Here is a 22,886-nt window from a genome sequence, read left to right as displayed (position 1 = left end):
CCTCTCCCAGCCGTAGAATCCAGTATCGACGGAGTAAACCATTTTCATTCTCTGTGGTGTAGCGCTGATTTTGCGCTACATGTATGACTAAAGGGATACTTGTCAAGCGGCATTAACACTTTGCCACCTTCAGACAATTTGTTCCAAGCGTTATTTAATTCTTCACTCGCTTCTTTATCTCTCTTTGGGTCAAAATTCACCATGAAAGATACCGATGGATTAAATTTGAAAATAGGTCCTGCATTGATGGACAAGAACTTTTGCCCCCACAACTCAAAAGAGACTAAATGCGAGTCGCCAGATGGTGTGTCGTCAAGTGGGGTTACATCCGTAATTCTGGACTCCGGAAAAATGGAAGCATAAAATTCTGCCGCTTCCTTTGCCTCCTTGTCATACCATAAATGCGGAACGATGTTTTGACCTGTTTTTGTCATCGTTATTCCTCCTTCTAATTGTTATTAACTTAATTACTCTGAAGTTTATCCAGAAATTCTTCAAGCCGATCCAAGAGTTCAGTGGCTCCTTCTGCCATACCCGCTTTTATCATGCCATCTCGACCTTCTACTGACTGATATACCGTAGACTCGGTAAATTTCGTCTTACCACCAGGCATTTCTTCGAAGTGAATCGTGACAAGTCCGAGAAAATCCGAATAGCCTTCAACATCAAAGGTATTGACTATCCTTTCAGGTGAAGATATTTCATGATAAACACCATTAAACGCATATTCGTTTCCTTCAACATCTCGATGAATGAATCGCCAAATGCCACCTTTTTTCACGTCCATCTGATCTACTGTAGTTGTATACCTTTTCGGCCCCCACCACTCAGGGACCGTTACTGGGTCGGTATAAGTCTTAAACACAAGCTCCCGAGGTGCATTAAAGATACGAGATATGACAACATCGTGCGTTCCCTTTTCAGCTATAATCCGAGTTTTTGACATTTTATCTACTCCTCTGTTTTAAATTTAAGAAACATCATATTTGCTCGTCATCGCTCTTTTCAATAGCTTGTTTTTTCATTAAAAGATCTTCAAACCTGTCAAACTGTTCTTCTTTATCTCTGATGAAGGATTCTAACCATTTGTCCATCTCTACAAACGATTCTTGACGAATGGAATATATTCGTCTGTTCGCATCAGCCTTCACGCTAACAAGACCAACTTTAGCCAAAACGTGAAGATGTTTGGATGACTGTGGCATTCGTAGTCCGAGTTTCTGAGAGACTTCCCCGACGGTTAGCGCTCCAAGGTCTCGCAGCAATTCAATGATGTTCATTCTATTGGGTTCAGCCAGAGCACTGAAAGTCGCGGCATTCATGCATACATCCCCTCCTTTCATTATCTGAAGATAACATATCATATCCAGTATTTTCTTTCAAGGGAAATTTCCTATTAAGGAAAATTCCCTTGAAAGAAAATAAAAAAAGAGATTATAAGTTTAACGAATTTTTTCCTTATCATCTTCTATTGAATAGTATGGTTATACTGCATAATAAAAGGGGATACATTAGATCTGCTGATAGTTATAAGTTAACTACCTCTTGATTCAGCAGAGAATAATTGTCTCATATATATGAGACACTCCAATTCCTCGTAAACATATAAAAGAGAGTCTAACAACATAAAGACTTTACGTTTAAATGCTCTTCTCAAATGGAATAAACCCTAGATAGCAATTTTAATTACAACATCGTTAACAGGAGGCCGACAATGAGATATGGTGGAATAGGCTTGGTTATGTTGGCAGCTATACTTTGGGGCATTACCGGCGGGATCGCTGATATATTAATGAATAAAGGTTGGAACCCTACTGTAATTTCATTTTATCGTGGTGCCATTGGACTTATATGTATCTTTTCATGGTTTCTTTTTCGGGCAAAACAAAATTGGCCTAGCTCTTTATCTGTGTATGTATGGTCTATCCTTGCAGGAGTTGGGGTAGCTGGAAATTTCACCTTTTATTTTCTGAGTATTGAAGCGTCTAGCATAGCTATCGCAGCTACATTAATGTACACTGCACCAGTGTTTGTACTATTAATTTCGTTTTTCCTAAGATTAGAGCGCTCCACTTGGCTAAAATGGGGAAGTATCGTTTTTGTACTATTGGGTATTTTCCTACTTACAGGTGCTTATAAATCTGGATCATCAACTGTCACCCCACTAGGCACTATTACAGGACTCGGTTCTGGTCTTTCGTATGCTTTATTTATTTTCAGCTTTAAAAATGCCTCCGCTTTTGGTAAGCCGCAGTCAATATTAACCATCGCTTTTTTCGCATTTTCCTTGATACTATTACTATTTATCGACCACCAAGAAGCACTTTCTGTCATAACTTCGGGTGATGTGGGTTGGTTTATCCTGTTAGGTCTCGTCGGAGCCGGCGTGTCGTTTGTTTTCTATGTAGTCGGCATCAAATGGACAACACCTTCAACTGCTTCAATGATCGCTATGATAGAGCCTGTTACAGCTTCCTTGTTTGGTGTATTTGTTCTTAAAGATAGTTTGACATTTGTTCAACTTATTGGCATGCTCATTATTTTAGCCACTATCACTATCTTAAGTGTTAGACAGTCTAACTAAAAGCCTTCAGTCAATAGATAGGTTATGATTAATGGTTTATAAACATTTCCAGTTCGCTTTCCAAAGCCATTCTTTAGCCAATTTTATTGAAAAGTATAAACTCGTGATCCTGGACATTTTATATTCTCCTCACTTTTAATATGATTTCAGAAAAGTCAAACCGACTCACTAAAAGAGCCAAAAAAAACGACTTTACCTCAATTGAGAAAAGTCGTTTTTTAATAATTAAGTTGTAAGTGTTTAAGCGAATGTTTTTTATCAATTCAGCAATATGAGTTACCAACAATATTGTCGAGTTACATACTTTAATGTTTGTGAACTTGTGGTTACTCACATTCTATAACTCTATTCAACCGTGACACTTTTCGCTAGATTTCTAGGTTTATCGACATCACAATCACGATGCAGTGCTGCATAGTATGCTAGAAGCTGCAATGGTACGACGCTTACGAGTGGCGTTAAGAGCTCATGCACGTGTGGTACAACAAATGCATCGGTATCCTGCTCAAGGCCTTTCATGCTCATGACCATTGCGTTTGCGCCACGTGCTTCCACTTCCTGTACGTTGCTGCGGATTCCGTAATTAACTTCTGATTGTGTTGCTAAAGCAATTACAGGAGTTCCATCTTCAATTAACGCAATTGTTCCGTGCTTCAATTCTCCACCGGCAAAACCTTCTGCCTGGATATAAGAGATTTCTTTTAACTTAAGTGCGCCCTCTATACATACATAGTAGTCAGTGCTGCGTCCGATGAAGAATGCATTACGTGATGTTGCCAGATAGTTCTTTGCTAAGTCTTCAATTGCTTCTTTTTGTTCTGTTAGTACCTCCATCGCATTTGCAACAATGGCTAGCTCCTGCATTGGGTCAAAGTCTAACTGCAGTTCTTTTGCCTGTGCTGTATCTACTGCCAATATGGCTAAAACTGCCATTTGTGCTGTATAGGCCTTAGTTGATGCGACTGCAATTTCCGGTCCTGCATAAAGATTTAATGTGTAATTCGCTTCACGAGAAAGGGTGGATCCTGGCACGTTGGTAATGGTTAGTGCTGGATGTCCCAATTCCTTTATTTTTACTAAAACTGATCGGCTATCGGCTGTTTCACCACTTTGTGAAATAAATACAAATAATGGTTTTTCCGATAGCAGCGGCATATTATAAGAAAATTCACTTGCTACATGGACTTCGACTGGTACTTTTGCTAATTTCTCAATGAACTGTTTGCCAACTAACCCAGCATGATAGCTTGTGCCTGCTGCAATGATATAAATGCGGTCACATGCTTTCATTGCATCACGAACATCCTGATCAAGCTTAAGGTTGTTGTCGTCATCCTGGTATTCCTGGATGATTCTGCGCATAACAAATGGCTGTTCATCAATTTCTTTCAGCATGAAGTGAGGATATGTTCCTTTTTCGGTATCACTCACATCAATTTGTGCTGTAAATGGTTTACGGTCAACGACTGTTCCATTCAGCTTTTGCACCTCAACAAAACTACGATTTACAAGGACAACTTCCTGGTCATAAATCTCAAGATATTGGTCTGTTTCCTTCAATGTTGCCATTGCATCACTTGCAATCACATTGAAGCCGTCACCTAGGCCGATTAGTAGTGGGCTTTTATTTTTTGCCACATAAATGGTATCCTGATCTTCTTTGTCAATTAATCCAATCGCATAGGAGCCTTTTAATAGACTAATTGTTTGGCGAAATGCTTCTGCAGTGTCTTCGTATTTGTTGAAGTTTTTCTCAACTAGCTGAACAATAACTTCTGTATCTGTCTCACTGACAAACGAGACATTACCTAAATAATCTCTTTTTAAATCCTGAAAGTTTTCGATGACACCGTTATGAACAAGTGTGAATCTGCCTGTTGTGCTTTGATGTGGATGTGCATTCGTTGCACTCGGCACACCATGTGTTGCCCAACGTGTATGACCGATTCCCATTGTTGATTCAACAGATTCATCTACACGGCCTCTTAATGCTGCAATTCGGCCTTTCACTTTAAAAAGATTCATTCCATTATCGTTTAACATTGCAATTCCCGCTGAATCATAGCCGCGGTATTCCAACTTTTCCAGTCCATTTAGCAATACGTCTTTTGTATCATTCTGTCCAATATATCCTACAATTCCACACATATCGTTGCATCCTCCTTGATTAAAAGAGGCAGACAAACGACCTGTACGTTTAATTATACTGGGGCGTTCGGCTGCCCCTTTCCCGTGTACATATAATTAATGCATCCTGCTTTATTCTATTGTCCAACAAGTCACCTTGCTGTTTTAGAAATAAAGCATATCGATTGGGATGTGCAATCGGGAGGTATCCGCCGATTCATTCGATTAACCTCCACCTCGTCAACTATCTTCGTTCCCGTCCAGAAAATAGTTCAGGCGCTTTTCGTACGTTGTAACATCGATCCACCTTTCTATATTTGACTAAATACATCCACCCTCGTGTTTAACCTGAAATCACGGATAGTAAACCTTTTTAAGGGCTCATTACATTTTAACCGAGGCGAGCTTATACGGTCAATCACTTTTTTTAGGAAGGTGTTGTATTATGTATATGTTTAATTCACTTATATGTACATTATATTATCTCTTCATGTATACTAGGATAAAAATATGAGGTGAATCTGATTAAAATATTTAGATCATATGATTATCAGAAACTTGCAAAGCTAAATGAAGTTGTTCACAACCTGCACGTTAAATTATACCCTCGTTATTTTACACCGTATAACTTATTAGAAATGGAAGTCGAGTTTGAAAAGTTAATGAAACATGAACAATACACCTTTTTAATTTTGTCATATGAAAATGAAAATAAAGGGTTTATCTTTTTTGAAATACTGAATAAGCCTAGTACACCATTTAAAAAGCCATATAAAAGCCTGTATGTGCATCAGCTTAGTATAAACGAGTCAGAACAACGAAAAGGCTATGGACAAGCATTAATGGAGAAGACCCAGCAAATTGCACACAGCGAACAAGTTGATTGTATAGAGCTCGATTACTGGATTAAAAATGAATCTGCCAGACAATTTTATCGAAAAAATAATTTTATGCTAGAAAGAGAGTTTGTACGTAAAAATATTTAAAAGACAAGGTGATAATCTATGAATATTGCAGATATCCCATTTAATATGAAATTTAAATATGGTCCGAATTTACGGGAAGTTGCCCAGGATCAGTTGAGTATGCTTGAAGGAATGCTATATATTAAGGAACAGCTTAATAATAATACATATGATGATTATGAAAAAAGTAAAAGGTACGGGCTGCTTGGTTACTTTTTAAGAATAATAGGTGAATTGGAAGAAAGTAAAAAACACCTTAATGAAGCAATCACAATTTCCGAAAACATGAACAATGAGCAAAGTGTTTTTGTTAATAAAATACGATTGGCAAATACCTATCAATGGGAGAACAGATTCGATATTTCCAACAAAATGTTTACTGAATTAATTGAAATGGCAGAAACAGATCCGAACTATAGCGCATATTTGGACTTTGTCTACCAGCATTATGGCAAAAACCTTTTTGACCAGAAAGAATTTCAGCGTGCGACAGATTACTTTAACAAAGCTTTGGAAATACGCCTGGAAAATGATAATAAAGATCTCATTTCAGAAACCGAACACGCTATTCGAACATGCAGTTATAAGTAGTCCTATCTTTCTACTCCTACAATCGAAACCCAACCGGAAAAAGTGGCATGTGATTTTTTATTTTAAAATCATGCCACTTTTTTGCGCCGGCAAACGATAGTAGTTATAGATCAAGCTCTATCCTGTTTAGCAAATGCAGCAAGATTTTCCAAAGTGGATTCCAGGCCTGCTTCGTGATCTTCCTGCCGTATTCCTTCAGGTACATTCTCACAAATGATAGTGGCTTTGGTGCCCTCTGAGACAGTTTCTAAAGCCCAGGTCATGATCATTGCACCCGCAAACGAGGGATCCTCTGATTCGAATTTGATCTCTTGCACGATTTGCTTGTCCTCGACCAGTTTTAAAAATGTCCCCCGAACGACGTCAGTGTCCTCCGATGTTTTGCCGCGCATGGGACGATCTGGGCTGACGTAGGTAAGGGACATTTGATAAGCCCCTCCTTCCCGGGGTTCGAAAAAGTCAATACTACCTTTCATCCCTTCCGGCGGCAGCCATGAAACGAGCGCCTCCGGGTCAGTGAATGCTTGGTAGATGGTTTGCGGTGATGCCTTAATAACTTTTGAAGCAGAATCAGTCCGCTTTTTGCCTGACGAATTTGTCATGAAACAATCCTCCTTATTGGCGTTATTATGATAGCTATAAACATAAGCAAATATTAGGGAAAAAGCAGTGTTTCTTAAGGATTACTAAATATTTATTGATATCGTATCCACTTCCGAAAAAACTTTTAGATAGATTAATCCATTACTTTCTATTTTTCATCACTTCTGCTAATGCCTTAGAATTTAATTCTTTTTCCTCATGGAGTTTATCAATGATATTTTTATAGTCCTCTTCATTTCGGTTTTGGCTTAATTTATAAGCAGCTTGAACTTCTTGTATTTTAATTTTAAAGCCAACAATACCTTTGATTTGCTTTTTGGTTTGTGAAGAAAGATTCTCCCATAAAGCTGGATTCTTACGATGTTGCTCATATTTTTGTAATAGTAGTTTAAGATCTTCTTTCAATTCTTCTTCACTCATTATACTAGCTGTTCCATATACATGGACAGATTGATAATTCCATGTTGGTACATCTTCAGATTTATACCAAGAAGATGAAATGTAAGCATGGGGACCTTGATACATTACAAGGACGTTTTCATTATCATTCTCGAATGTCTTCCACCGAGGATTTGCATAAGCAAAATGTCCCGTAATATAGTAATCATTTCCTTGTTTATGTAACTCTAAAGGCAAATGAGAGGCAATAGGTTTTCCTTGTTTTGTCGTTACAATTGTTCCAAAAGAGTTATTTTGAATATATTCTTTGATTTCATCAAAGTCTGTGACTTTATAATGTTTGGGGATATACATAAGAATCCTCCTTTCAAAAGATTATTTAAGTGCTTTAGTCATGATAAAATCTATTTGTTCTTCATCACCCATATAAAAAGCGTGGGATCCAATATGGATAAATCCCAATCTATTATAGAAAGCTATAGCATTTTCATTCTTTTCCCATACACCTAGCCAGATTTTCTTTTTATTATTTTTCATTGCAATTTCCATGGATTTATCAAGCAGATGCTTACCAAGACCATGTTTTTGAAACTGTTCTCTAATATAGATCCTTTCAATTTCCAGTGCTTCCTCTCCCATATCTTCCGTTTGGGCTTCATTGACATTTACTTTTAAATAACCCGCGAGTACCCCATTGTAATGAATTAAAAAGAAGTTTGAATATGGGGTTGATATTTCTGCTTCTAACCTCTTTGTATTAAAGGCATTTTCCAAATAAGCTATCATGTTCTCCTCTGCATTCATATCAGAAAAAGTTTCATTAAACGTGGTATAACTTATTTCTTGAAGTGTTTTTAAATCCTCAAGTGTACATTCATTGATAACGATGGACATCTGAATAATAAACTCCTCTCAATAGTCTCGTTTGTGTCCCTTTTTGGCGAATTATAGAGAACCCCTTTAGAAAATAATATCCAAAGGGGTAAAACGGTGCAATTTATTATAGGTATCTCAGCTTATTTAGACCGTAAACTTACACCTGATGCTTTTCCAAAAAATCCAGCATACGGTTATAAACATTAATTTCATTTTCCTTTTTGGAGAAACCGTGTCCTTCATCTTCAAGCACGAGATACTCGACATCACGGCCCGCTTCTTCAAGCTTGGCTACTATATTGTCGGATTCTTCTTTCACGACACGCGGATCTTTTGCTCCTTGGATAACGAGCATTGGCTTCGTCATACCATCCAAATATGTCACTGGTGAGTCTTTGATAAAGCGTTCTTTGTCACGTTCCGGGTCACCTAACCAGCGGTCCATAATTGGCTTCCAGTGCGGTGGTACAGAATTGATGAACGAGAATAAATCGGATGGTCCAAAAATATCAACGCAGGCTTTAAAGTATTCTTGATGGCGTCCATGAAGTAATAATGTCATATAACCTCCATAACTGCCACCAACCAGGAATAACTTTTGACGGTCCGTTATATTTTTCTCAAATAGCCATTCAATGCCTGCTACACAGTCCAAACGCGGCCCTTCTCCCCAGTCCTGCTCGACTAATTTTACGAAAGAGGATCCATAGCCTGTGCTGCCGCGGAAGTTTGGTGCAAAAATTGTGTATCCACGGTTGAGAAAACACTGGAACATCGAGCGGAATGACTTTCGCTCAGACGCTTGTGGTCCGCCGTGCGGCCAAAATATCGTATAGCCATTATCATTTTCAGGCTTTGCCTTAAACAGTAAGGCTTCAATTTCCATCCCATCAAATGACTTATAGGAAACAACATCAGGCTCAACCATATCATTGTTATCCAGTCCCAACACACGATTGTTGGTCAATTGCTTCCAATCTTTGCCGTCTTTAAATTTAAAAATATTATGTGGTACTGTCGCGCTCCGTCCTAATAGATAAATGTTCCCTGATTTTGCTAGATGAATTTGTTCAATGACATCGACTGGTGCCGACAATTTTATAAGACTTTTAGCACTCAGATCATAACGGTATAATTCATCTGTAACCCCATTTTCAGTAGCAAGGTATAACGCATTATTCTCTTTATTGAATTTTAGTGATTCGACGCTCTCATTCTCAATTGAAATCAGTGATGAGAACTCTTTTGTTTCAAGATCAAATTCAGCAACATAACTATATTCACTATCATAATTGGTTACAAAATAAATCGTTTTTTCATCAACAAACACAGGATCAAATGTTACATGAACTTTTTCAGGATCAGGAGTTAAGCTGTGCTGTTCTTCACCGGTTTTAACAAATCCTGTAACAAACGTATTTGCAAAAGCCCTTAAATAGACAAAAGCGTCCTCATTTTTTGAAACAGCTGCTAATTCGGTAGGAGAAACTTCGCCAATATTGACTAATGTATCTGTGTTATTTTCCAAATTACGGACACGCGCATTCAGAAATGACGGGTTTTCCTCTGAAGTCATGTAATAGACGCGCTTACCATCTTCACTCAGGTGAGCAAAAAAATACTTCTCCGCTGCCCCCCCTGAAATCAATGGCTGCGGTAAGCCACCCTCACTTGGTATTGCATAAATATGGTGGTTTTCATCGCCATCTTTATCGAATGCAGCTAATACATGACGATTTTCTGGATCAAATTTTATAAAACTACAGGATTCATCATACTGGGCAAACTGATATGGAAATGTGTCAGGCAGATCTATTGCCCACAAGTTCATTTTGCCATTCAGGTTTGAACTGAATACAAGACGTTCTTCATCATTACTCACTGTAAAATTCGTGATAACATACGTACGAAAAAATTGCTCCACAGTTGGTTTTGGAAATTGTATCATCATATTCCCCCTAAAATTATTTCTTTTTTCTATAGATGTTTGAAAAGTTTCATTTGTAAGATTAATTATAACGTAAATTACGTATTGAAGGTAGTGCGTTTGTGGTTTATTCCTTTTTTCGTTATTCTATCAGTATCTTCTAAAATAAGGGGCTATTCCATTGAATAAAATAAAAAAATTAATTTTTTATGCAGTGAATATTATCATTGGGATAATTTCGTTTTACGCATACTTATATTTTTGGGTACTCTTTAGCTGGGGGAAACCATTTCAATTAAATTCACTCGAAGCACTAATTAGTCTGGCCCTAGGCGCTGTTTTGTTTCTTGGTATTAACTACTTTTTATTAAAGAACGAAACAGCCGCCAGGAACTATTGGTGGATTGGATTAGGTATCGCATTCCTCACAATACTGATTATCATAACGGTAGTTGAATTCTTTTGAAAACTTGGCATTTACCAAGCCTTTGGGCGAATTGCCTTAGTTGCACTTATGCAGTAAGAAAGGATATATAGTTTCTTATCTGCCATTAAAAAAAACCGCCCTTTAATTGAGCGGTTCCTTAACATATATTTTATTATTTCCAACCGGTAATTCTTTCTAATATCTGCTGTTAAATTAAAACATAGCATAAAAAACATACAAACTTATATTTGAATATACTAATCATTTAATCCCTTTCCATTGAGGATTTGGTGTATATATTTTTCAATCCTTGACTCTCGAGTTTTGGATTGTTTGGCTTTAGAAAAATAGATTATGTATGCTCTTTGTCGTCCTGGCGTCAAATCTTCAAAAGCAGTTTTCAAGGCAGGGCTTTCATCGAATTTATTTTCAAGTTCTTCAGGAATTTTGAATTCTGTTTTCTTTTTCACTTCCAGACCGGCTTTTTCAACTTCAATGGCATCATAAATATAGGCTTTCAAGATAGTTTCCATTGCAGCTATTTCTTGAACATTGGTGAAACGAATCTGTCGCTGCGCCTGTGAATTCTCCCCTGGTCTGACTAGAATACCATTGGAATCATTTAACAAGGTTCCTTTGAAAAACATAATTGCACAGTATTCTTTAAATCCTTGTATTATAACTATGTTACTCTTCTGAAACGTATAGCAAGGCAAGTTCCACTTCAGTTCTTCGGTCAGTTCACAGTCAAGGACAATACTCCTCAACTTCTCATATTCCTCCTTCCACTTTTCCGCTTTACTTAAAAAATCATCAACCTTAGGATTCGTTCTATTATTTGTCATTAAGGAAGACCTCTCTTCAGTTTTTCGTTCAGTTGTAATACACAAACAATATCTATTTTATTGTACTAATTAGAATCTTTATAGTGCAGTGTTATTGGCTGATTTTTTTCCATCGCTGCTTTATATAAACTAATGTTTCCTACAGTTTGTTCAGAGGCAGCAGAATGAACCTCAAAATTTTCATTTAATGCTATTGTCCAAATGGCTTCGTTATTCTTTTTTAAAATAACAGCAAGTGTACCAAACTGATGAATATTACCCCACTCAAATAATTCAGTATTACCATTTTCAGTCACAGAAATTCCTTCTGTGTCGCTTACCACCTCAAATGTTTTACCCTGCCATATTCCGTGAATTTCCGCTCCCACGTAATAATAGGATCTGCCACTACCACGATCACCATAAGTACCGATGTATTGCTGGATGGAATTATCTGCTGCTTTGTATGTAACGGCTGCGATATCATCAGCTAACCAATCCACTTTAAATTTGCCATCTGTCTCATAGGGCAGTCTTTCTTTTGGACGAGTCAGAAAACCGTAATAGGATCTATAGTAAACTGCCTCTCCAATTTCTGTATTTTCTTTAATCGATAGGACGTGCTTTAGATCAGGGGAAACACTTGTTATGTTTTTTATTTCCTGGTTACTGGCAACAAGCATTACAATATTAACAAATATAAAAACCACCAAAATGCTGGCACCAATTAACTTAAATTTTTTAGTGAGTCTAAGTAGAAGCAGTATTGCTAGTGTTAGACAGATAATACAGAATATATTTATGATATAAAATAACCTGTTATCAATATACTCTACTTGAAATTTTGCATGAACGACTATATATCCCATTTGTAAACAGAAAAAGCCAATTGCGAAAAGAAATAGAATCCAGCCAATTATTAAAATCCATTTGCCCCTATTCTGCTTCATTAGGCTGAACCTCCTTCTGAAATTCCCATGTTTTTCCGTTATCCATTGAAATAAATCTCCCCTTTACTTGTCCACCTTTAAAATCTCCATTAGGACCTTGATTAACTAAAACTATCAAATGGTCCCTCTCTTTTACAGGAGTTTCAGCCGAAACAAGGATTTGATGATACTTCTCTGGGATATTAATAGTTGCTTTACTCCAAGTATCTCCAGCATCTTGGGTAACATAGAGATCCGGTTCATCTGGATTAATAGTCCCAAACGATAAGAATCCTGTTGTTTCATCTATAAATCCTCCACCCGAAATTAACCTCGTAACCCCTGAATTATCAGTTTGCTCCCAGCTTTCTCCACCATCACGTGTTAGAAAGACATGTGAAGACTCCTGTGACATGGTCCGACCACCAGAAATAATAATATATCCAAAATTATCATTCAGGAAATCTACTTTTCTAAACCTCATTGCCGGAAAGGGCTTTGTAATTAATGATTTCTCCCACGTTTTACCTTGATCAACTGAATAAATTAATAAAATTCGTTTTTCATCCCAGTTAACTCCATCCGAGTATATGAATGCAGCTCGATTTTCTGTTAAGATATAGCTATCTTCAATCAGCTTTTGCTTGTTGCCATTATATTCTCCATCAAATAACTGATCCTTCTCAACCGGAACCTCAATCCAATCATTTCCTTTATCGTATGTAATATTTAGTTTGTCTTTCTGTAAAGTGTATGTAATCGTATCATTTATAACCGGTTGTAACTGCTCGGACTGAGGTTGTTCGGCTTCATTTTGTGAATCTTGGTTATCCTGCAGATTATTTAGCTGACCCAGTTGTGGATTTGTAATTTCATTTGAATCTTTATAATAGATTACTGTAGCAATGATTAAGGCAATCATTATAACACTTGAAACACCTAGTATAATATTCTTCACGAGGACCGCCCCTTGTTTGGCAATTCATTCTTTTCAAGCTAACAGTATTGATAAACTTTTATTAAGGCACCTGTTACTTGTTACTTTCAGTGCCATCCCTTTACAAAGCCTATAGTAATCGATAGGGATGCGGAGGGTTCAATGAGTTATACAGTCTTTTCTTTAGAGAAAAAAGACCTTCTAACATGAAATGTATAAATCAAAACTATAAGTGACAAATATAATTCCCTATAAACGGTTGCTGATCATAGGAAAACAGTAAAGCGTATATTAGCTTAAGACATATCATCACAATATCTGTATTTATTTTAACATATTCATTATATAAATTTACTAAATATTCCGAACCGAAATAGAATCACATACACTGCAATAAATTTATTCTATGCATAGAAATTACAAACGATTTCGAGCCTTGACATAACACTAGAAAACTTGTCATTCTTATGAAGGATTTATACTTGCTTACTGCAAAAAAAACCGCCCAATCAGGTTAATTGAGCGGTTCCTTAACGTTTATTTTATTATTTCATCCCAAGCAAGTCATCAATTACTGCGACTACCTGATCAGCATATTTTTCACATGCTTCCTTCGTTGGCGCTTCCACCATTACACGTACTAGCGGTTCTGTTCCAGATGGACGTACAAGAACACGCCCTTCTCCGTCCATTTCTTTTTCCACCGCTTCGATTGCTTCATTGATTCTAGGATTTGTTAGTGCACTCTTCTTATCGATTACTCGTACATTTTTCAGTACTTGAGGATAAATCTCCATTTCATCCGCAAGCTCTGATAATTTCTTTCCGGTTTCTTTCATAACATTTATAAGTTGGATTGCGGATAACATGCCGTCGCCTGTCGTATTATAATCAAGGAATATGATATGTCCGGACTGTTCACCACCAAGGTTATAACCACCTCTAATCATTTCCTCCATTACATAACGATCGCCAACTGATGTTTTATCACTGCGCATGCCGTTTTCTTCTAATGCTTTATAAAAGCCGATATTACTCATAACAGTTGATACAACTGTATCATGGCGCAGTACACCTTTTTCATTCATATACTTACCGCAAATGTACATGATCTGATCACCATCAACAATATTTCCTTTCTCATCCACTGCGATTAAGCGATCACCATCACCGTCAAAGGCAAGCCCGACATCGGCACCCTTTTCAGTAACAAATGCCTGTAATGTTTCGGGATGGGTTGATCCAACACCATCATTGATATTCAAACCGTCTGGTGAAGAACCAATAGAGAATATATCTGCTTCTAAATCTGCAAATAAATGTGTAGCTAAACTGGATGTTGATCCATGTGCGCAATCTATCGCTATTTGCATATCATCAAAGTCATTATCAATTGTCCCTTTCAAGAAGGAAAGATATTTTTGTCCGCCTTCGAAATAATCGTTAACTAGTCCAACATCGGCACCAACTGGGCGAGGCAGATTATCCTCAGCCTCCATTAATTGCTCGATTTCGTTCTCCTGATCGTCTGTTAACTTAAAGCCGTCTGGTCTAAAAAACTTAATACCATTATCCTCAACCGGATTGTGTGAAGCGGAAATCATGATTCCTGCTTCGGCACTTGTTGCTTTTGTCAAATAGGCAACACCTGGTGTAGAAATAACTCCTAAGCGCATAACCTCAGCACCAATAGAAAGCAGTCCTGCTACAAGGGCACCTTCTAGCATGTGTCCAGATATGCGTGTATCACGCCCGATTAAAATTTTCGGCTTCTTCACATCTCTTGTTAATGCATAACCGCCAAAACGGCCCAATTTAAATGCGAGCTCTGGTGTTAATTCAGTATTTGCTACTCCTCTAACGCCATCTGTTCCAAAATAATTTCCCATGTTGGATCTCTCCTTTTACATCCATTTAACCAATTGTGAGAGCATTGCCGATTAAGAGCACTTAATTACTCCCTAATCCATTTCATAACACTATCCCTATTAATCATCATGAAATTTCTATTGTAACTTGACCAAACTGGCCATCTACTTCACTATTCTCAGGACCTTCAACTGTTACCGGAAGCTGATGCTCCCCACTCTCTAGTCCTCCTGCATCCACTGTTACCTGAAAATCCTCTGCTGAAAGTTCACTAACATCACTCTGGTTACCTACAACAGTTATATTCATAACCGGTTCTGCAGGTTCAACAAACGAAACTTCTTGTCCATCCTCCAGATTTTGAACATCTATCGGAACATCCTCTACAGTTCTCGTCTGCTCGAGTTCAATTGTTACTTCGACTTGCTCCAACTCTGGAGCATTGGCACCATCCGGTAATGCTAGTCCAACATTTACCGTGCCGGATTCGTTTATCTCAGACAAATCAATTTCCTCTGTAGATACTTCTTCTACGCCTTCTAAAACATCACTTGTTGCGAATATTTCTGCCTCATCTACATTAGCAGATATGGAGGATAATGAATACCCTTCAGGCAGTTCTCCAGTTGTCGAAAGGGTTACTGGAACTGTCTTACTCGGATTTTGAATTTCAGCAGAAACAGCCACACTCCCGGGTTCAACTCTAACATTCAGTTCATTCCCGCTAGCATCATATACATTTACCGGAACTTCCCGATTATCAATGTTTTCCTCAAGTTTCGCAACGTCCACAAACACTTTGACAATTGCTATTTTGCTAATAACCTCACTTGAACTCGTAATTGTCACGGTTTTTGGAGTTACTTCTGATTTCCCTACTTCAAATCCCTCTGGAAGTTGTTCGGTATTAATAAAATCAACTGCTACATCAAACTGTTCTGATGCTCGCTCTTCAATTATTACTTCAATTGTTTTTGGCTCGATATATACTGTAAGCTCATTTGGAACACCGCTATGCTGTACCTCAACCGTATGTGTACCTTCTTCAAGATTTTGCAGGTCGACAAATACGTCAAAATTCTGCTGTCTTGCTGCAGCTGTCGTTGTACCTGTTGGACCTTCTAACGAAACAGTAGCCGTTTCTGGTACTCCACTTACTACATAATTATCTTCATCGATTCGTATATTTACTGGGACATTCTCAATCGTCTGAATTCCCTCATTGTTATTTGGAATCCGTGAATCGTTTTGATATTGACCTATCTCCACTTGCACAAAGACGTAAAGGACTATTGCAAAGAATAATGAAATACCACGGACAAACCATCGACTTTTAAACCAATTATCCATTTTCTTTCCCCCTCTGATTTCGTGTCTTAGATTCAGGGGCTCTTAATGATAATGGCAAATTATCACGAAGGTATTTACGTAAACCCTCGCGGTCCAATTCGCGCTTTAATTCACCGTTTTTCGTACATGATATGTTTCCGGTTTCTTCAGATACAACGATTGTAATCGCATCCGTTACTTCACTAATACCCATTGCAGCACGGTGTCTCGTCCCCAATTCTTTTGAAATGAACGGACTTTCAGATAGCGGTAAATAACAGGCCGCAGCCATTATTTCCTCATCCTTAATTATTACCGCTCCATCATGCAATGGTGTGTTAGGTGTGAAAATATTCGTTAGCAATTGATGTGTGAGCTTGCCGTTAATTGGAATACCAGTTTCAGCATAGTCACCAATTCCAGTCTCACGCTCGATTGAAATCAAGGCACCAATACGGCGCTTGGCCATATAAGTACTTGATTGAACAATTGCTTCAATTTTCTGTTCCAGAATCTCTTCTTCTGATTTAGAACCTCTGGAAAACATATTTCCACGGCCAAGCTGCTCTAATGCTCTTCTAAGCTCTGGCTGGAATAATATAATTATGACAACAAAACCCCAGTCAATTGCCTGGTTTGTAATATATTGAATCGTATGTAGATCAAATGCGATGCTTAACAGCCAAACAGCCAATACGACAACAATTCCTTTTAAAAGCTGAATTGCCTTCGTACCTCGAATTAACATGATTAATTTATATAAAACATACCAGACGAGAGCAATATCTATGACGATTCTCAACAGGTTTAAAAAATCAAATCCCCCATCAAGCATGTTCACACTTCCTTCCGCACATATGGTTCCTTCCTATCTAAATGTAATAATAGTATATCCATTATATCATATTTTCCATTGTATCATGTTATATTCCAAGCACAAAAGCGCAAGCGCCTGTTTAGCGCCGTATGGACTGGACTGACCCGTGTGAGATAAAGGATACACGAAGAGCGTAAGCGATTCGATGTTGACTTATCGTAGACACGGGGAGGGAAGTCCACTAGGCGCTAGGCGCTGGAGCTGGACGTCGCTGATTCGGAAGTCCAGTTATTCAAAGCACTTAAATTTTATATTTTCCTATGCAAGCACAAAGAAACCTGGATTATACACCAGGTTTCTTCATTTTCTTAGTTAATGCATATTCGAGACTAATCCCATTGAGAAAATACTTTCAACCATATCCTTTAAATGAAACCAGATCCATTCAAATATTCGATCGACCTCTTTTAGCTCTCCGTTTACTTCACCAGCAGATGCCATAAGACCAGATCCTTCAATCGAGTCATCCACAAGTTCACTATTTATCAATGTAACATTACCATCTACCGTTCCGTCTATCCTCAGGTTACCATTTTTGACTAAGAGGTCACCCGATACTGTAACCCCTTCCGGAACAATAACAGTGTCACCTTGAATAATTAGATTTTCCTGTTTGGATACAACCAATTCACTTTCCTGGTTCCAAGCTGAGAAAATACCACTAAACATAAAGATGAAGAATATTGCTGCCGATGTGATAATCGGATGTGCCTTAAACCAACGTTTATACCTTACACGTTTCTTTTCTGTCGGCAAATTTTTCATTACATTAGTTATAAAATCTTCTGGAGCAGAAATATGCTCGGCACTCTGAATAAGTGTGATCGTTCGCTTCAATTCATGAAAGTGTTTTTGGCAAGCCTCACACTCTTCCAAATGACGGCGCAGATTCGTTTCTTCTTGTTTGGTTAAATCACCATCTAAATACTTATGCATAAACTCGATAATTTCTTCATTACAGCTCAAGTTGATCACACTCCTTTACACATGGCGAAGCTTTTTCCTTAGTGCTTCACGGCCCCTATGGATTCGAGTTTTCACTGTTCCTAGAGGGATATCCAGAATTTCACTAATCTCCTGGAGTGAAAATTCCTCTAAATACCTTAGAATAATAACACCTCTATATTTGGGTGGAAGTGTAGATATTTCGTGATGGATATAGTTTTTTAATTCCATTCCTTCTACTTCTTCTTCAGGTGCCGGCTCATCAGTCGCAAGCCGTGAATACATATCCAATCCCTCTGTCCCTTTTATTTCAGCATCGAGATAGTAATCTGGCTTACGCTTTCGTATCCGGTCGATTGTTAAATTAGTGGCGATTCGGTATAGCCACGTCGAGAACTTACGCCTATCGTCAAACGAATGTATATTTATATATGCCCTAATAAACGACTCCTGGGCAATATCCTCTGCTTCATGCTGGTTTCCAAGCATCCGATAAACATGTTGGTAAATTTTATTTTGATAAAATGAAACAACATCTTCATAGGCGGACTGATCCCCTCTTTTAACCTGTTTAATTTTCTCTTTTATTATTAAGTTCATTATTAGTACCTCCGCTTACTATGCGGTATTTTAAATACGAAACAACATCATGTAAGGTTTCAAAAACTTTTCTAAAAGTTGTTTATAATTATATTAAATTGGGTAAATTCATACTACATTATACTAGATTGGAGGCCAGTTTTGTGGAAAATAATTCAATATTATTAGAAAAGATTGAGGATTGTCGTGATACCTTAATCTCTTTAAGCAACACCCATGGATTGACCTCTGAGATTGTAATTCAAACCAGCAAAAAATTAGACAAGCTTCTAAATGAATACGATAGTAACTTTATTACTTATTGAACTTGCCAAAAATAAAGAGAGATAGGGTAAAAAGACATGCAAAAATGGATGTCTTTTTTTTCTGTTAAAATGTTACAATGGAAAAAACTCTATAGCAGGTGTTCGTATGACCCATAAAAACTTAATTGTATTACTAAGCTCGTTGTCGATCTCAATATTGTTTATCATTGAGCAAATTCTCTCCTTTGAGTATCTATATAAAACAATAGCAAAAGTAGTAATTTTCTTCCTTGTACTATTTATTTTTCATTACATAACCAAAAGCAAAACCACCTACTTTGCGACAGGAAAAACCGACACCAAACGACTAAAAATAAGTGCCGGTTTGGGAATTGGAGCATTCCTCATTCTAATAGGAGCATACCTTGTGTTAAAAGATCATATTGACTTTGCCCAAATTAGTGAAAATCTTGCTCAGAAAGACATAACTGGAGATACTTTTTTATTTATTAGTCTTTATATTATATTCGGCAATTCATTTTTAGAGGAGATTTTTTTCAGAGGACTTATTTTTAAAAATATACAGCAAGAACATCGGTTATTTGCCTATATATATTCATCGTTTTTGTTTGCAATCTACCATACAGCAATCTTTCTTACCTGGTTCAATATCGGATTATTCATGTTAGCACTAATTGGGCTATTTACGATTGGCTTAGTGTTTAACTGGCTCAATGAAAATTCCAATAATATTTATAACTCATGGCTCGTTCATATAATTGCTGACTCAGCGATCATTATCATTGCATTAAGAGCGATATTTTAACAGTTGCCATATTAACTTAAGTTCCGTTATTTCCTAGAAAACCCCTTATCTGGTGTATTGGCTGCGTATTGCGGAGGAACGGGTTCTTTTGGCCACTATAAAAGATTTATCGAGCGGACACAGGAGACGCTATTTTTATATAACAGTGACCTTTTCGAAGTTATCCGGACACAGAAGCTCTTATTTTACCTAAACCATAGCTAATAGAGGGCATTTGTGCTAAATAAGGTCCCTGGTGTCCGCAAACATCGCCATTTTCAAGGATTTCTACCAAATAAGGTCTCTGGTGTCCGCAAAACCTCAAATCTGCTATATGACTATATGAAATCACCTCTCTAATTCGATGACAAATTCATTTTCATAATAGATATGGCTGCGTATTCGACAGCTATGTTGGTTTCTTAACTGCCAAAAAAAGCATCAAATTGCTCTGCAATTCAATGCTCAATTCAATCTATATTCTATTTATACTTTAAAGCTACCTACTTCAACTTTTCACCAAACAGTGAACCTATTAAACCGACAGCTACAGTTGCCGTTTTATTCTTGTGGTCCAAAATCGGATTTACTTCAACAAATTCTGCAGATGTTAGGATGTTGGACTCTGCAAGCATTTCCATTGCTAGATGGCTTTCACGATAAGATAACCCGCCAATCACTGGTGTTCCCACACCAGGGGCTTCTTCAGGATCCAATCCATCCAAATCTAGACTCAAATGGACTCCATCTGTACGATTCTTTAAGTAGTCTATTGCCTGACTCATTACAGCTGGCATGCCTAAGCGGTCAACTTCATGCATGGAATATACGTTTATACCACTTTCTTTAATCAAGTCCTTTTCTCCCGGATCAAGTGAACGGGCACCTATAATCACGATATTCTCAGGCTTAATTTTCGGCTGATAGCCAAGTATGTTTGTTAACTTTTCATTCCCAATACCTAAACTTACAGCAAGTGGCATACCGTGAATATTACCAGATGGTGATGTATCACCAGAATTCAAATCACCATGGGCGTCATACCAGATCACACCTAAATTTTCATAGTGCTTCGCTATACCTGCTAGACTTCCAATAGCAATGCTATGATCACCACCCAATACTAATGGGAAGTGGTTACCGGTAATTTCCTTGTCGACCATTTCTGCAAGTTTCTGATTTGCATCTGCCACCTGTTGTAGATTACGTAAATTATCTTCCTGTTTCTCATATTTACTATCAGGGCGGGAAACAGGCACATCACCCAGATCTTTAATATCGTAGTTTAAATTTTCAAGTGTTTCAACAACACCTGCATATCGGATGGCGCTTGGCCCCATATCAACACCGCGCCGACTTTGTCCAAGATCCATCGGCACGCCAATTATAGACATATTTTTCTTCATCTGAATTCCTCCTCTACCTTTTTATTTTAGCCAAAAAACAAGCAATGACTCAACTCGACAAAAATATGTATATATATACACTGGAGATTGATTGCTGGAATGAAACTTTAGGGTCATGTTATAATGAATTTGAAAGTAAACTAAATATACTTTCGTTTGTTTCATAGTGGGGGTGAGAATTAGTAGTTTATTTCAAGTATATTTTTTTAATCATGTAATGAATGAGTGTTCATTCATTTTTAATTATATATCAGCTCCAGCTTTTCCGATTTCAAAAATTAGAATGGGGTGAAGTGTTATGGATGCACTTTTATTTGATAAAGATCACTTGGAAGTTCAAAGTATGCTGCAAAAATTTGCTAAGAAGGAAATTGAGCCATTAGCAGCTAAACGCGATGAAGAGGAGTATTTTGACTGGGATACACATCGTAAAATGGCAGAAAACGGCCTGACAGGCATTCCATGGCCAGAAGAATACGGTGGGGCTGGAATGGATTATGTTGCCTTCATCAATGCAATTGAAGAACTTTCCAAAGTATGCGGATCAACTGGTTCAGACTTAGCTATTCATACCGCATTAGCAAGTTGGCCAATCTTTACGTTTGGTACCGAAGAACAAAAGCAAAAGTTTCTGCGGCCACTAGCAACAGGTGATAAATTAGGCGCGTTCAGTCTAACAGAACCAAGCCATGGATCTAATTATAAACAGTTAGCAACCCGGGCTGTAAGAGACGGTAATGATTATATTGTTAATGGCAGTAAAGTATTTACGAGTAATGCAGGTCCAGCGGGAATTTACATTGTTTTCATGCTTACAGACGATAAAGTAGAAGGTGATGGCGAGGGATTAAGCGCCTTTATTATAGAAAAAGGGATGGAAGGATTTACAATTGGAAAGCCCGAAAGAAAGATGGGTATTCGTGGACATGTGGTTGCATCACTCAATTTTGATAATTGCCGCATTCCTGCCGAAAGTATGTTAGGGAAAGAAGGGCAAGGCTATGAAATTGCAAAACGCACGTTACAGGGTGGCCGGCTTGCAATGAGTGCCCAGGCTCTTGGAATTGCCGAAGGAGCCTACCAACAGGCTCTAAGTTATGTAAAAGAACGTGAACAGTTTGGTAAACAATTAAAGGACTTTCAATCAATACAATTCAAATTAGCTGACATGGCAATGCAAATTGAGACGTCTCGTCTGTTAGTTTATCAAGCAACAACGCTGCAGCAAAAAGGAATGGATTATCGAGTTGCCTCTTCCATGTGCAAAGCATATGTATCCGAAATGGCAATGAAGTTAACTACAGAGGCGGTCCAACTATTTGGCGGCTACGGCTATACACGTGATTACCCGGTTGAACGGATGATGCGTGACGCCAAAATCACACAAATTTATACAGGAACTGTTGAAATGCAACGAATCGAAATAGCCGAAGACTTGTTGGCATAAGAACAAAAGCGCAAGCGCCTGTTCAGCGCCGTATGGACTGGACTGACCCGTGTGAGATAAAGGATACACGAAGAGCGTTAGCGATTCGATGTTGACTTATCGTAGACACGGGGAGGGAAGTCCACTAGGCGCTAGGCGCTGGAGCTGGACGTTGCTGATTCAGAAGTCCAGTTA

At 37.9% G+C, this 22,886-nt stretch carries 23 protein-coding genes and 1 pseudogene; 7 read left to right on the top strand and 17 right to left on the bottom strand.

Annotated elements, in window-relative coordinates; all coding sequences use genetic code 11:
- Positions 1-86: 86 nt before the first annotated feature.
- The 3 genes and pseudogenes from J2Z82_RS18500 to J2Z82_RS18490 form a co-directional block, all read right to left on the bottom strand.
- Positions 87-434, bottom strand: a pseudogene (locus J2Z82_RS18500) (VOC family protein); the annotation flags it as partial.
- Between the two features lie 29 nt (positions 435-463).
- On the bottom strand, positions 464-946 hold the full coding sequence (locus tag J2Z82_RS18495; protein WP_209482277.1) for an SRPBCC family protein: 483 nt from the start codon (positions 944-946) through the stop codon (positions 464-466).
- Positions 947-980: 34 nt separating this feature from the next.
- Positions 981-1,343, bottom strand: coding sequence for an ArsR/SmtB family transcription factor (locus tag J2Z82_RS18490; RefSeq protein ID WP_390314106.1), 363 nt, complete (start codon positions 1,341-1,343; stop codon positions 981-983).
- A gap of 371 nt (positions 1,344-1,714) precedes the next feature.
- On the opposite strand from J2Z82_RS18490, the gene J2Z82_RS18485 reads away from it, so the two are divergent.
- Complete coding sequence (locus J2Z82_RS18485) at positions 1,715-2,584, top strand: DMT family transporter (protein ID WP_209482276.1); 870 nt, start codon at positions 1,715-1,717, stop codon at positions 2,582-2,584.
- Positions 2,585-2,929: 345 nt separating this feature from the next.
- Here the strand turns inward: J2Z82_RS18485 and glmS are convergent, their stop codons facing one another.
- Positions 2,930-4,732, bottom strand: coding sequence for a glutamine--fructose-6-phosphate transaminase (isomerizing) (gene glmS, locus J2Z82_RS18480; RefSeq protein ID WP_209482275.1), 1,803 nt, complete (start codon positions 4,730-4,732; stop codon positions 2,930-2,932).
- A gap of 494 nt (positions 4,733-5,226) precedes the next feature.
- Between glmS and J2Z82_RS18475 the strand changes: the two genes are divergently transcribed.
- A complete protein-coding gene (locus tag J2Z82_RS18475; RefSeq protein ID WP_209482274.1) occupies positions 5,227-5,697 on the top strand; it encodes a GNAT family N-acetyltransferase in 471 nt (156 codons plus the stop codon).
- 18 nt (positions 5,698-5,715) lie between these two features.
- Positions 5,716-6,267, top strand: coding sequence for a tetratricopeptide repeat protein (locus J2Z82_RS18470; protein ID WP_245251799.1), 552 nt, complete (start codon positions 5,716-5,718; stop codon positions 6,265-6,267).
- A gap of 110 nt (positions 6,268-6,377) precedes the next feature.
- Here the strand turns inward: J2Z82_RS18470 and J2Z82_RS18465 are convergent, their stop codons facing one another.
- The 4 genes from J2Z82_RS18465 to J2Z82_RS18450 all read right to left on the bottom strand — a co-directional run bounded on the left by J2Z82_RS18465 (position 6,378) and on the right by J2Z82_RS18450 (position 10,093).
- Positions 6,378-6,869, bottom strand: a complete 492-nt coding sequence (locus J2Z82_RS18465; RefSeq protein ID WP_209482273.1) for an SRPBCC family protein — start codon at positions 6,867-6,869, stop codon at positions 6,378-6,380.
- 142 nt (positions 6,870-7,011) lie between these two features.
- Positions 7,012-7,623, bottom strand: a complete 612-nt coding sequence (locus J2Z82_RS18460) for an FMN-binding negative transcriptional regulator (protein WP_209482272.1) — start codon at positions 7,621-7,623, stop codon at positions 7,012-7,014.
- A gap of 21 nt (positions 7,624-7,644) precedes the next feature.
- Positions 7,645-8,163 (bottom strand): spermidine/spermine N(1)-acetyltransferase, encoded by a 519-nt coding sequence (gene paiA / locus J2Z82_RS18455; RefSeq protein ID WP_209482271.1) that lies wholly within the window; start codon positions 8,161-8,163, stop codon positions 7,645-7,647.
- A gap of 139 nt (positions 8,164-8,302) precedes the next feature.
- On the bottom strand, positions 8,303-10,093 hold the full coding sequence (locus J2Z82_RS18450) for a S9 family peptidase (RefSeq protein ID WP_209482270.1): 1,791 nt from the start codon (positions 10,091-10,093) through the stop codon (positions 8,303-8,305).
- Positions 10,094-10,253: 160 nt separating this feature from the next.
- On the opposite strand from J2Z82_RS18450, the gene J2Z82_RS18445 reads away from it, so the two are divergent.
- Positions 10,254-10,538, top strand: a complete 285-nt coding sequence (locus J2Z82_RS18445) for a hypothetical protein (protein ID WP_209482269.1) — start codon at positions 10,254-10,256, stop codon at positions 10,536-10,538.
- A 218-nt stretch (positions 10,539-10,756) separates the two neighbouring features.
- On the opposite strand, the gene J2Z82_RS18440 is transcribed toward J2Z82_RS18445, so the two are convergent.
- From J2Z82_RS18440 to sigW, 8 genes are all read right to left on the bottom strand, one after another.
- A complete protein-coding gene (locus J2Z82_RS18440; RefSeq protein ID WP_209482268.1) occupies positions 10,757-11,344 on the bottom strand; it encodes a YdeI/OmpD-associated family protein in 588 nt (195 codons plus the stop codon).
- Positions 11,345-11,409: 65 nt separating this feature from the next.
- Positions 11,410-12,273: a hypothetical protein gene (locus tag J2Z82_RS18435; RefSeq protein WP_209482267.1), complete on the bottom strand. Its 864-nt coding sequence runs from the start codon at positions 12,271-12,273 to the stop codon at positions 11,410-11,412.
- On the bottom strand, positions 12,260-13,210 hold the full coding sequence (locus tag J2Z82_RS18430) for a WD40/YVTN/BNR-like repeat-containing protein (RefSeq protein ID WP_209482266.1): 951 nt from the start codon (positions 13,208-13,210) through the stop codon (positions 12,260-12,262). Before J2Z82_RS18430 ends, J2Z82_RS18435 begins: the two co-directional genes overlap by 14 nt.
- A gap of 524 nt (positions 13,211-13,734) precedes the next feature.
- A complete protein-coding gene (gene glmM, locus J2Z82_RS18425) occupies positions 13,735-15,078 on the bottom strand; it encodes a phosphoglucosamine mutase (protein ID WP_209482265.1) in 1,344 nt (447 codons plus the stop codon).
- Positions 15,079-15,184: 106 nt separating this feature from the next.
- Positions 15,185-16,408: a CdaR family protein gene (locus J2Z82_RS18420; protein WP_209482264.1), complete on the bottom strand. Its 1,224-nt coding sequence runs from the start codon at positions 16,406-16,408 to the stop codon at positions 15,185-15,187.
- Positions 16,401-17,222 carry a diadenylate cyclase CdaA gene (gene cdaA, locus J2Z82_RS18415; protein WP_209482263.1) on the bottom strand — a complete coding sequence of 274 codons (822 nt, stop codon included), beginning with the start codon at positions 17,220-17,222 and terminating at the stop codon, positions 16,401-16,403. Before cdaA ends, J2Z82_RS18420 begins: the two co-directional genes overlap by 8 nt.
- 354 nt (positions 17,223-17,576) lie before the next feature.
- On the bottom strand, positions 17,577-18,230 hold the full coding sequence (locus J2Z82_RS18410) for a zf-HC2 domain-containing protein (RefSeq protein ID WP_209482262.1): 654 nt from the start codon (positions 18,228-18,230) through the stop codon (positions 17,577-17,579).
- 15 nt (positions 18,231-18,245) lie between these two features.
- Positions 18,246-18,809, bottom strand: coding sequence for an RNA polymerase sigma factor SigW (sigW, locus tag J2Z82_RS18405; RefSeq protein WP_209482261.1), 564 nt, complete (start codon positions 18,807-18,809; stop codon positions 18,246-18,248).
- 143 nt (positions 18,810-18,952) lie between these two features.
- On the opposite strand from sigW, the gene J2Z82_RS19735 reads away from it, so the two are divergent.
- Positions 18,953-19,114, top strand: a complete 162-nt coding sequence (locus tag J2Z82_RS19735) for a Spo0E family sporulation regulatory protein-aspartic acid phosphatase (protein WP_342453670.1) — start codon at positions 18,953-18,955, stop codon at positions 19,112-19,114.
- A gap of 106 nt (positions 19,115-19,220) precedes the next feature.
- On the top strand, positions 19,221-19,880 hold the full coding sequence (locus J2Z82_RS18395; protein WP_209482259.1) for a CPBP family intramembrane glutamic endopeptidase: 660 nt from the start codon (positions 19,221-19,223) through the stop codon (positions 19,878-19,880).
- A gap of 482 nt (positions 19,881-20,362) precedes the next feature.
- On the opposite strand, the gene rocF is transcribed toward J2Z82_RS18395, so the two are convergent.
- Positions 20,363-21,265, bottom strand: a complete 903-nt coding sequence (gene rocF / locus J2Z82_RS18390; protein WP_209482258.1) for an arginase — start codon at positions 21,263-21,265, stop codon at positions 20,363-20,365.
- A 298-nt stretch (positions 21,266-21,563) separates the two neighbouring features.
- On the opposite strand from rocF, the gene J2Z82_RS18385 reads away from it, so the two are divergent.
- On the top strand, positions 21,564-22,712 hold the full coding sequence (locus J2Z82_RS18385) for an acyl-CoA dehydrogenase family protein (RefSeq protein WP_209482257.1): 1,149 nt from the start codon (positions 21,564-21,566) through the stop codon (positions 22,710-22,712).
- Positions 22,713-22,886 lie beyond the last annotated feature (174 nt).

This window comes from Virgibacillus litoralis (assembly GCF_017873675.1).
GTDB classification, from domain to species: Bacteria; Bacillota; Bacilli; order Bacillales; family Amphibacillaceae; genus Lentibacillus; species Lentibacillus litoralis.
This window is presented reverse-complemented; position numbering and strand designations above follow the sequence as displayed.

Excerpts from the sequence above, each read along its gene's own strand:
- J2Z82_RS18470 (WP_245251799.1), top strand. The coding sequence starts at position 5,716 with ATGAATATTGCAGATATCCCATTTAATATGAAATTTAAATATGGTCCG.
- J2Z82_RS18395 (WP_209482259.1), top strand. The coding sequence starts at position 19,221 with ATGACCCATAAAAACTTAATTGTATTACTAAGCTCGTTGTCGATCTCA.
- rocF (WP_209482258.1), bottom strand. The coding sequence starts at position 21,265 with ATGAAGAAAAATATGTCTATAATTGGCGTGCCGATGGATCTTGGACAA.
- J2Z82_RS18495 (WP_209482277.1), bottom strand. The coding sequence starts at position 946 with ATGTCAAAAACTCGGATTATAGCTGAAAAGGGAACGCACGATGTTGTC.
- paiA (WP_209482271.1), bottom strand. The coding sequence starts at position 8,163 with ATGTCCATCGTTATCAATGAATGTACACTTGAGGATTTAAAAACACTT.
- J2Z82_RS18420 (WP_209482264.1), bottom strand. The coding sequence starts at position 16,408 with ATGGATAATTGGTTTAAAAGTCGATGGTTTGTCCGTGGTATTTCATTA.
- J2Z82_RS18490 (WP_390314106.1), bottom strand. The coding sequence starts at position 1,343 with ATGAAAGGAGGGGATGTATGCATGAATGCCGCGACTTTCAGTGCTCTG.
- glmM (WP_209482265.1), bottom strand. The coding sequence starts at position 15,078 with ATGGGAAATTATTTTGGAACAGATGGCGTTAGAGGAGTAGCAAATACT.
- J2Z82_RS18450 (WP_209482270.1), bottom strand. The coding sequence starts at position 10,093 with ATGATACAATTTCCAAAACCAACTGTGGAGCAATTTTTTCGTACGTAT.
- J2Z82_RS18485 (WP_209482276.1), top strand. The coding sequence starts at position 1,715 with ATGAGATATGGTGGAATAGGCTTGGTTATGTTGGCAGCTATACTTTGG.
- J2Z82_RS18465 (WP_209482273.1), bottom strand. The coding sequence starts at position 6,869 with ATGACAAATTCGTCAGGCAAAAAGCGGACTGATTCTGCTTCAAAAGTT.
- J2Z82_RS18440 (WP_209482268.1), bottom strand. The coding sequence starts at position 11,344 with ATGACAAATAATAGAACGAATCCTAAGGTTGATGATTTTTTAAGTAAA.
- cdaA (WP_209482263.1), bottom strand. The coding sequence starts at position 17,222 with ATGCTTGATGGGGGATTTGATTTTTTAAACCTGTTGAGAATCGTCATA.
- sigW (WP_209482261.1), bottom strand. The coding sequence starts at position 18,809 with ATGAACTTAATAATAAAAGAGAAAATTAAACAGGTTAAAAGAGGGGAT.
- J2Z82_RS18435 (WP_209482267.1), bottom strand. The coding sequence starts at position 12,273 with ATGAAGCAGAATAGGGGCAAATGGATTTTAATAATTGGCTGGATTCTA.
- glmS (WP_209482275.1), bottom strand. The coding sequence starts at position 4,732 with ATGTGTGGAATTGTAGGATATATTGGACAGAATGATACAAAAGACGTA.
- J2Z82_RS18385 (WP_209482257.1), top strand. The coding sequence starts at position 21,564 with ATGGATGCACTTTTATTTGATAAAGATCACTTGGAAGTTCAAAGTATG.
- J2Z82_RS18460 (WP_209482272.1), bottom strand. The coding sequence starts at position 7,623 with ATGTATATCCCCAAACATTATAAAGTCACAGACTTTGATGAAATCAAA.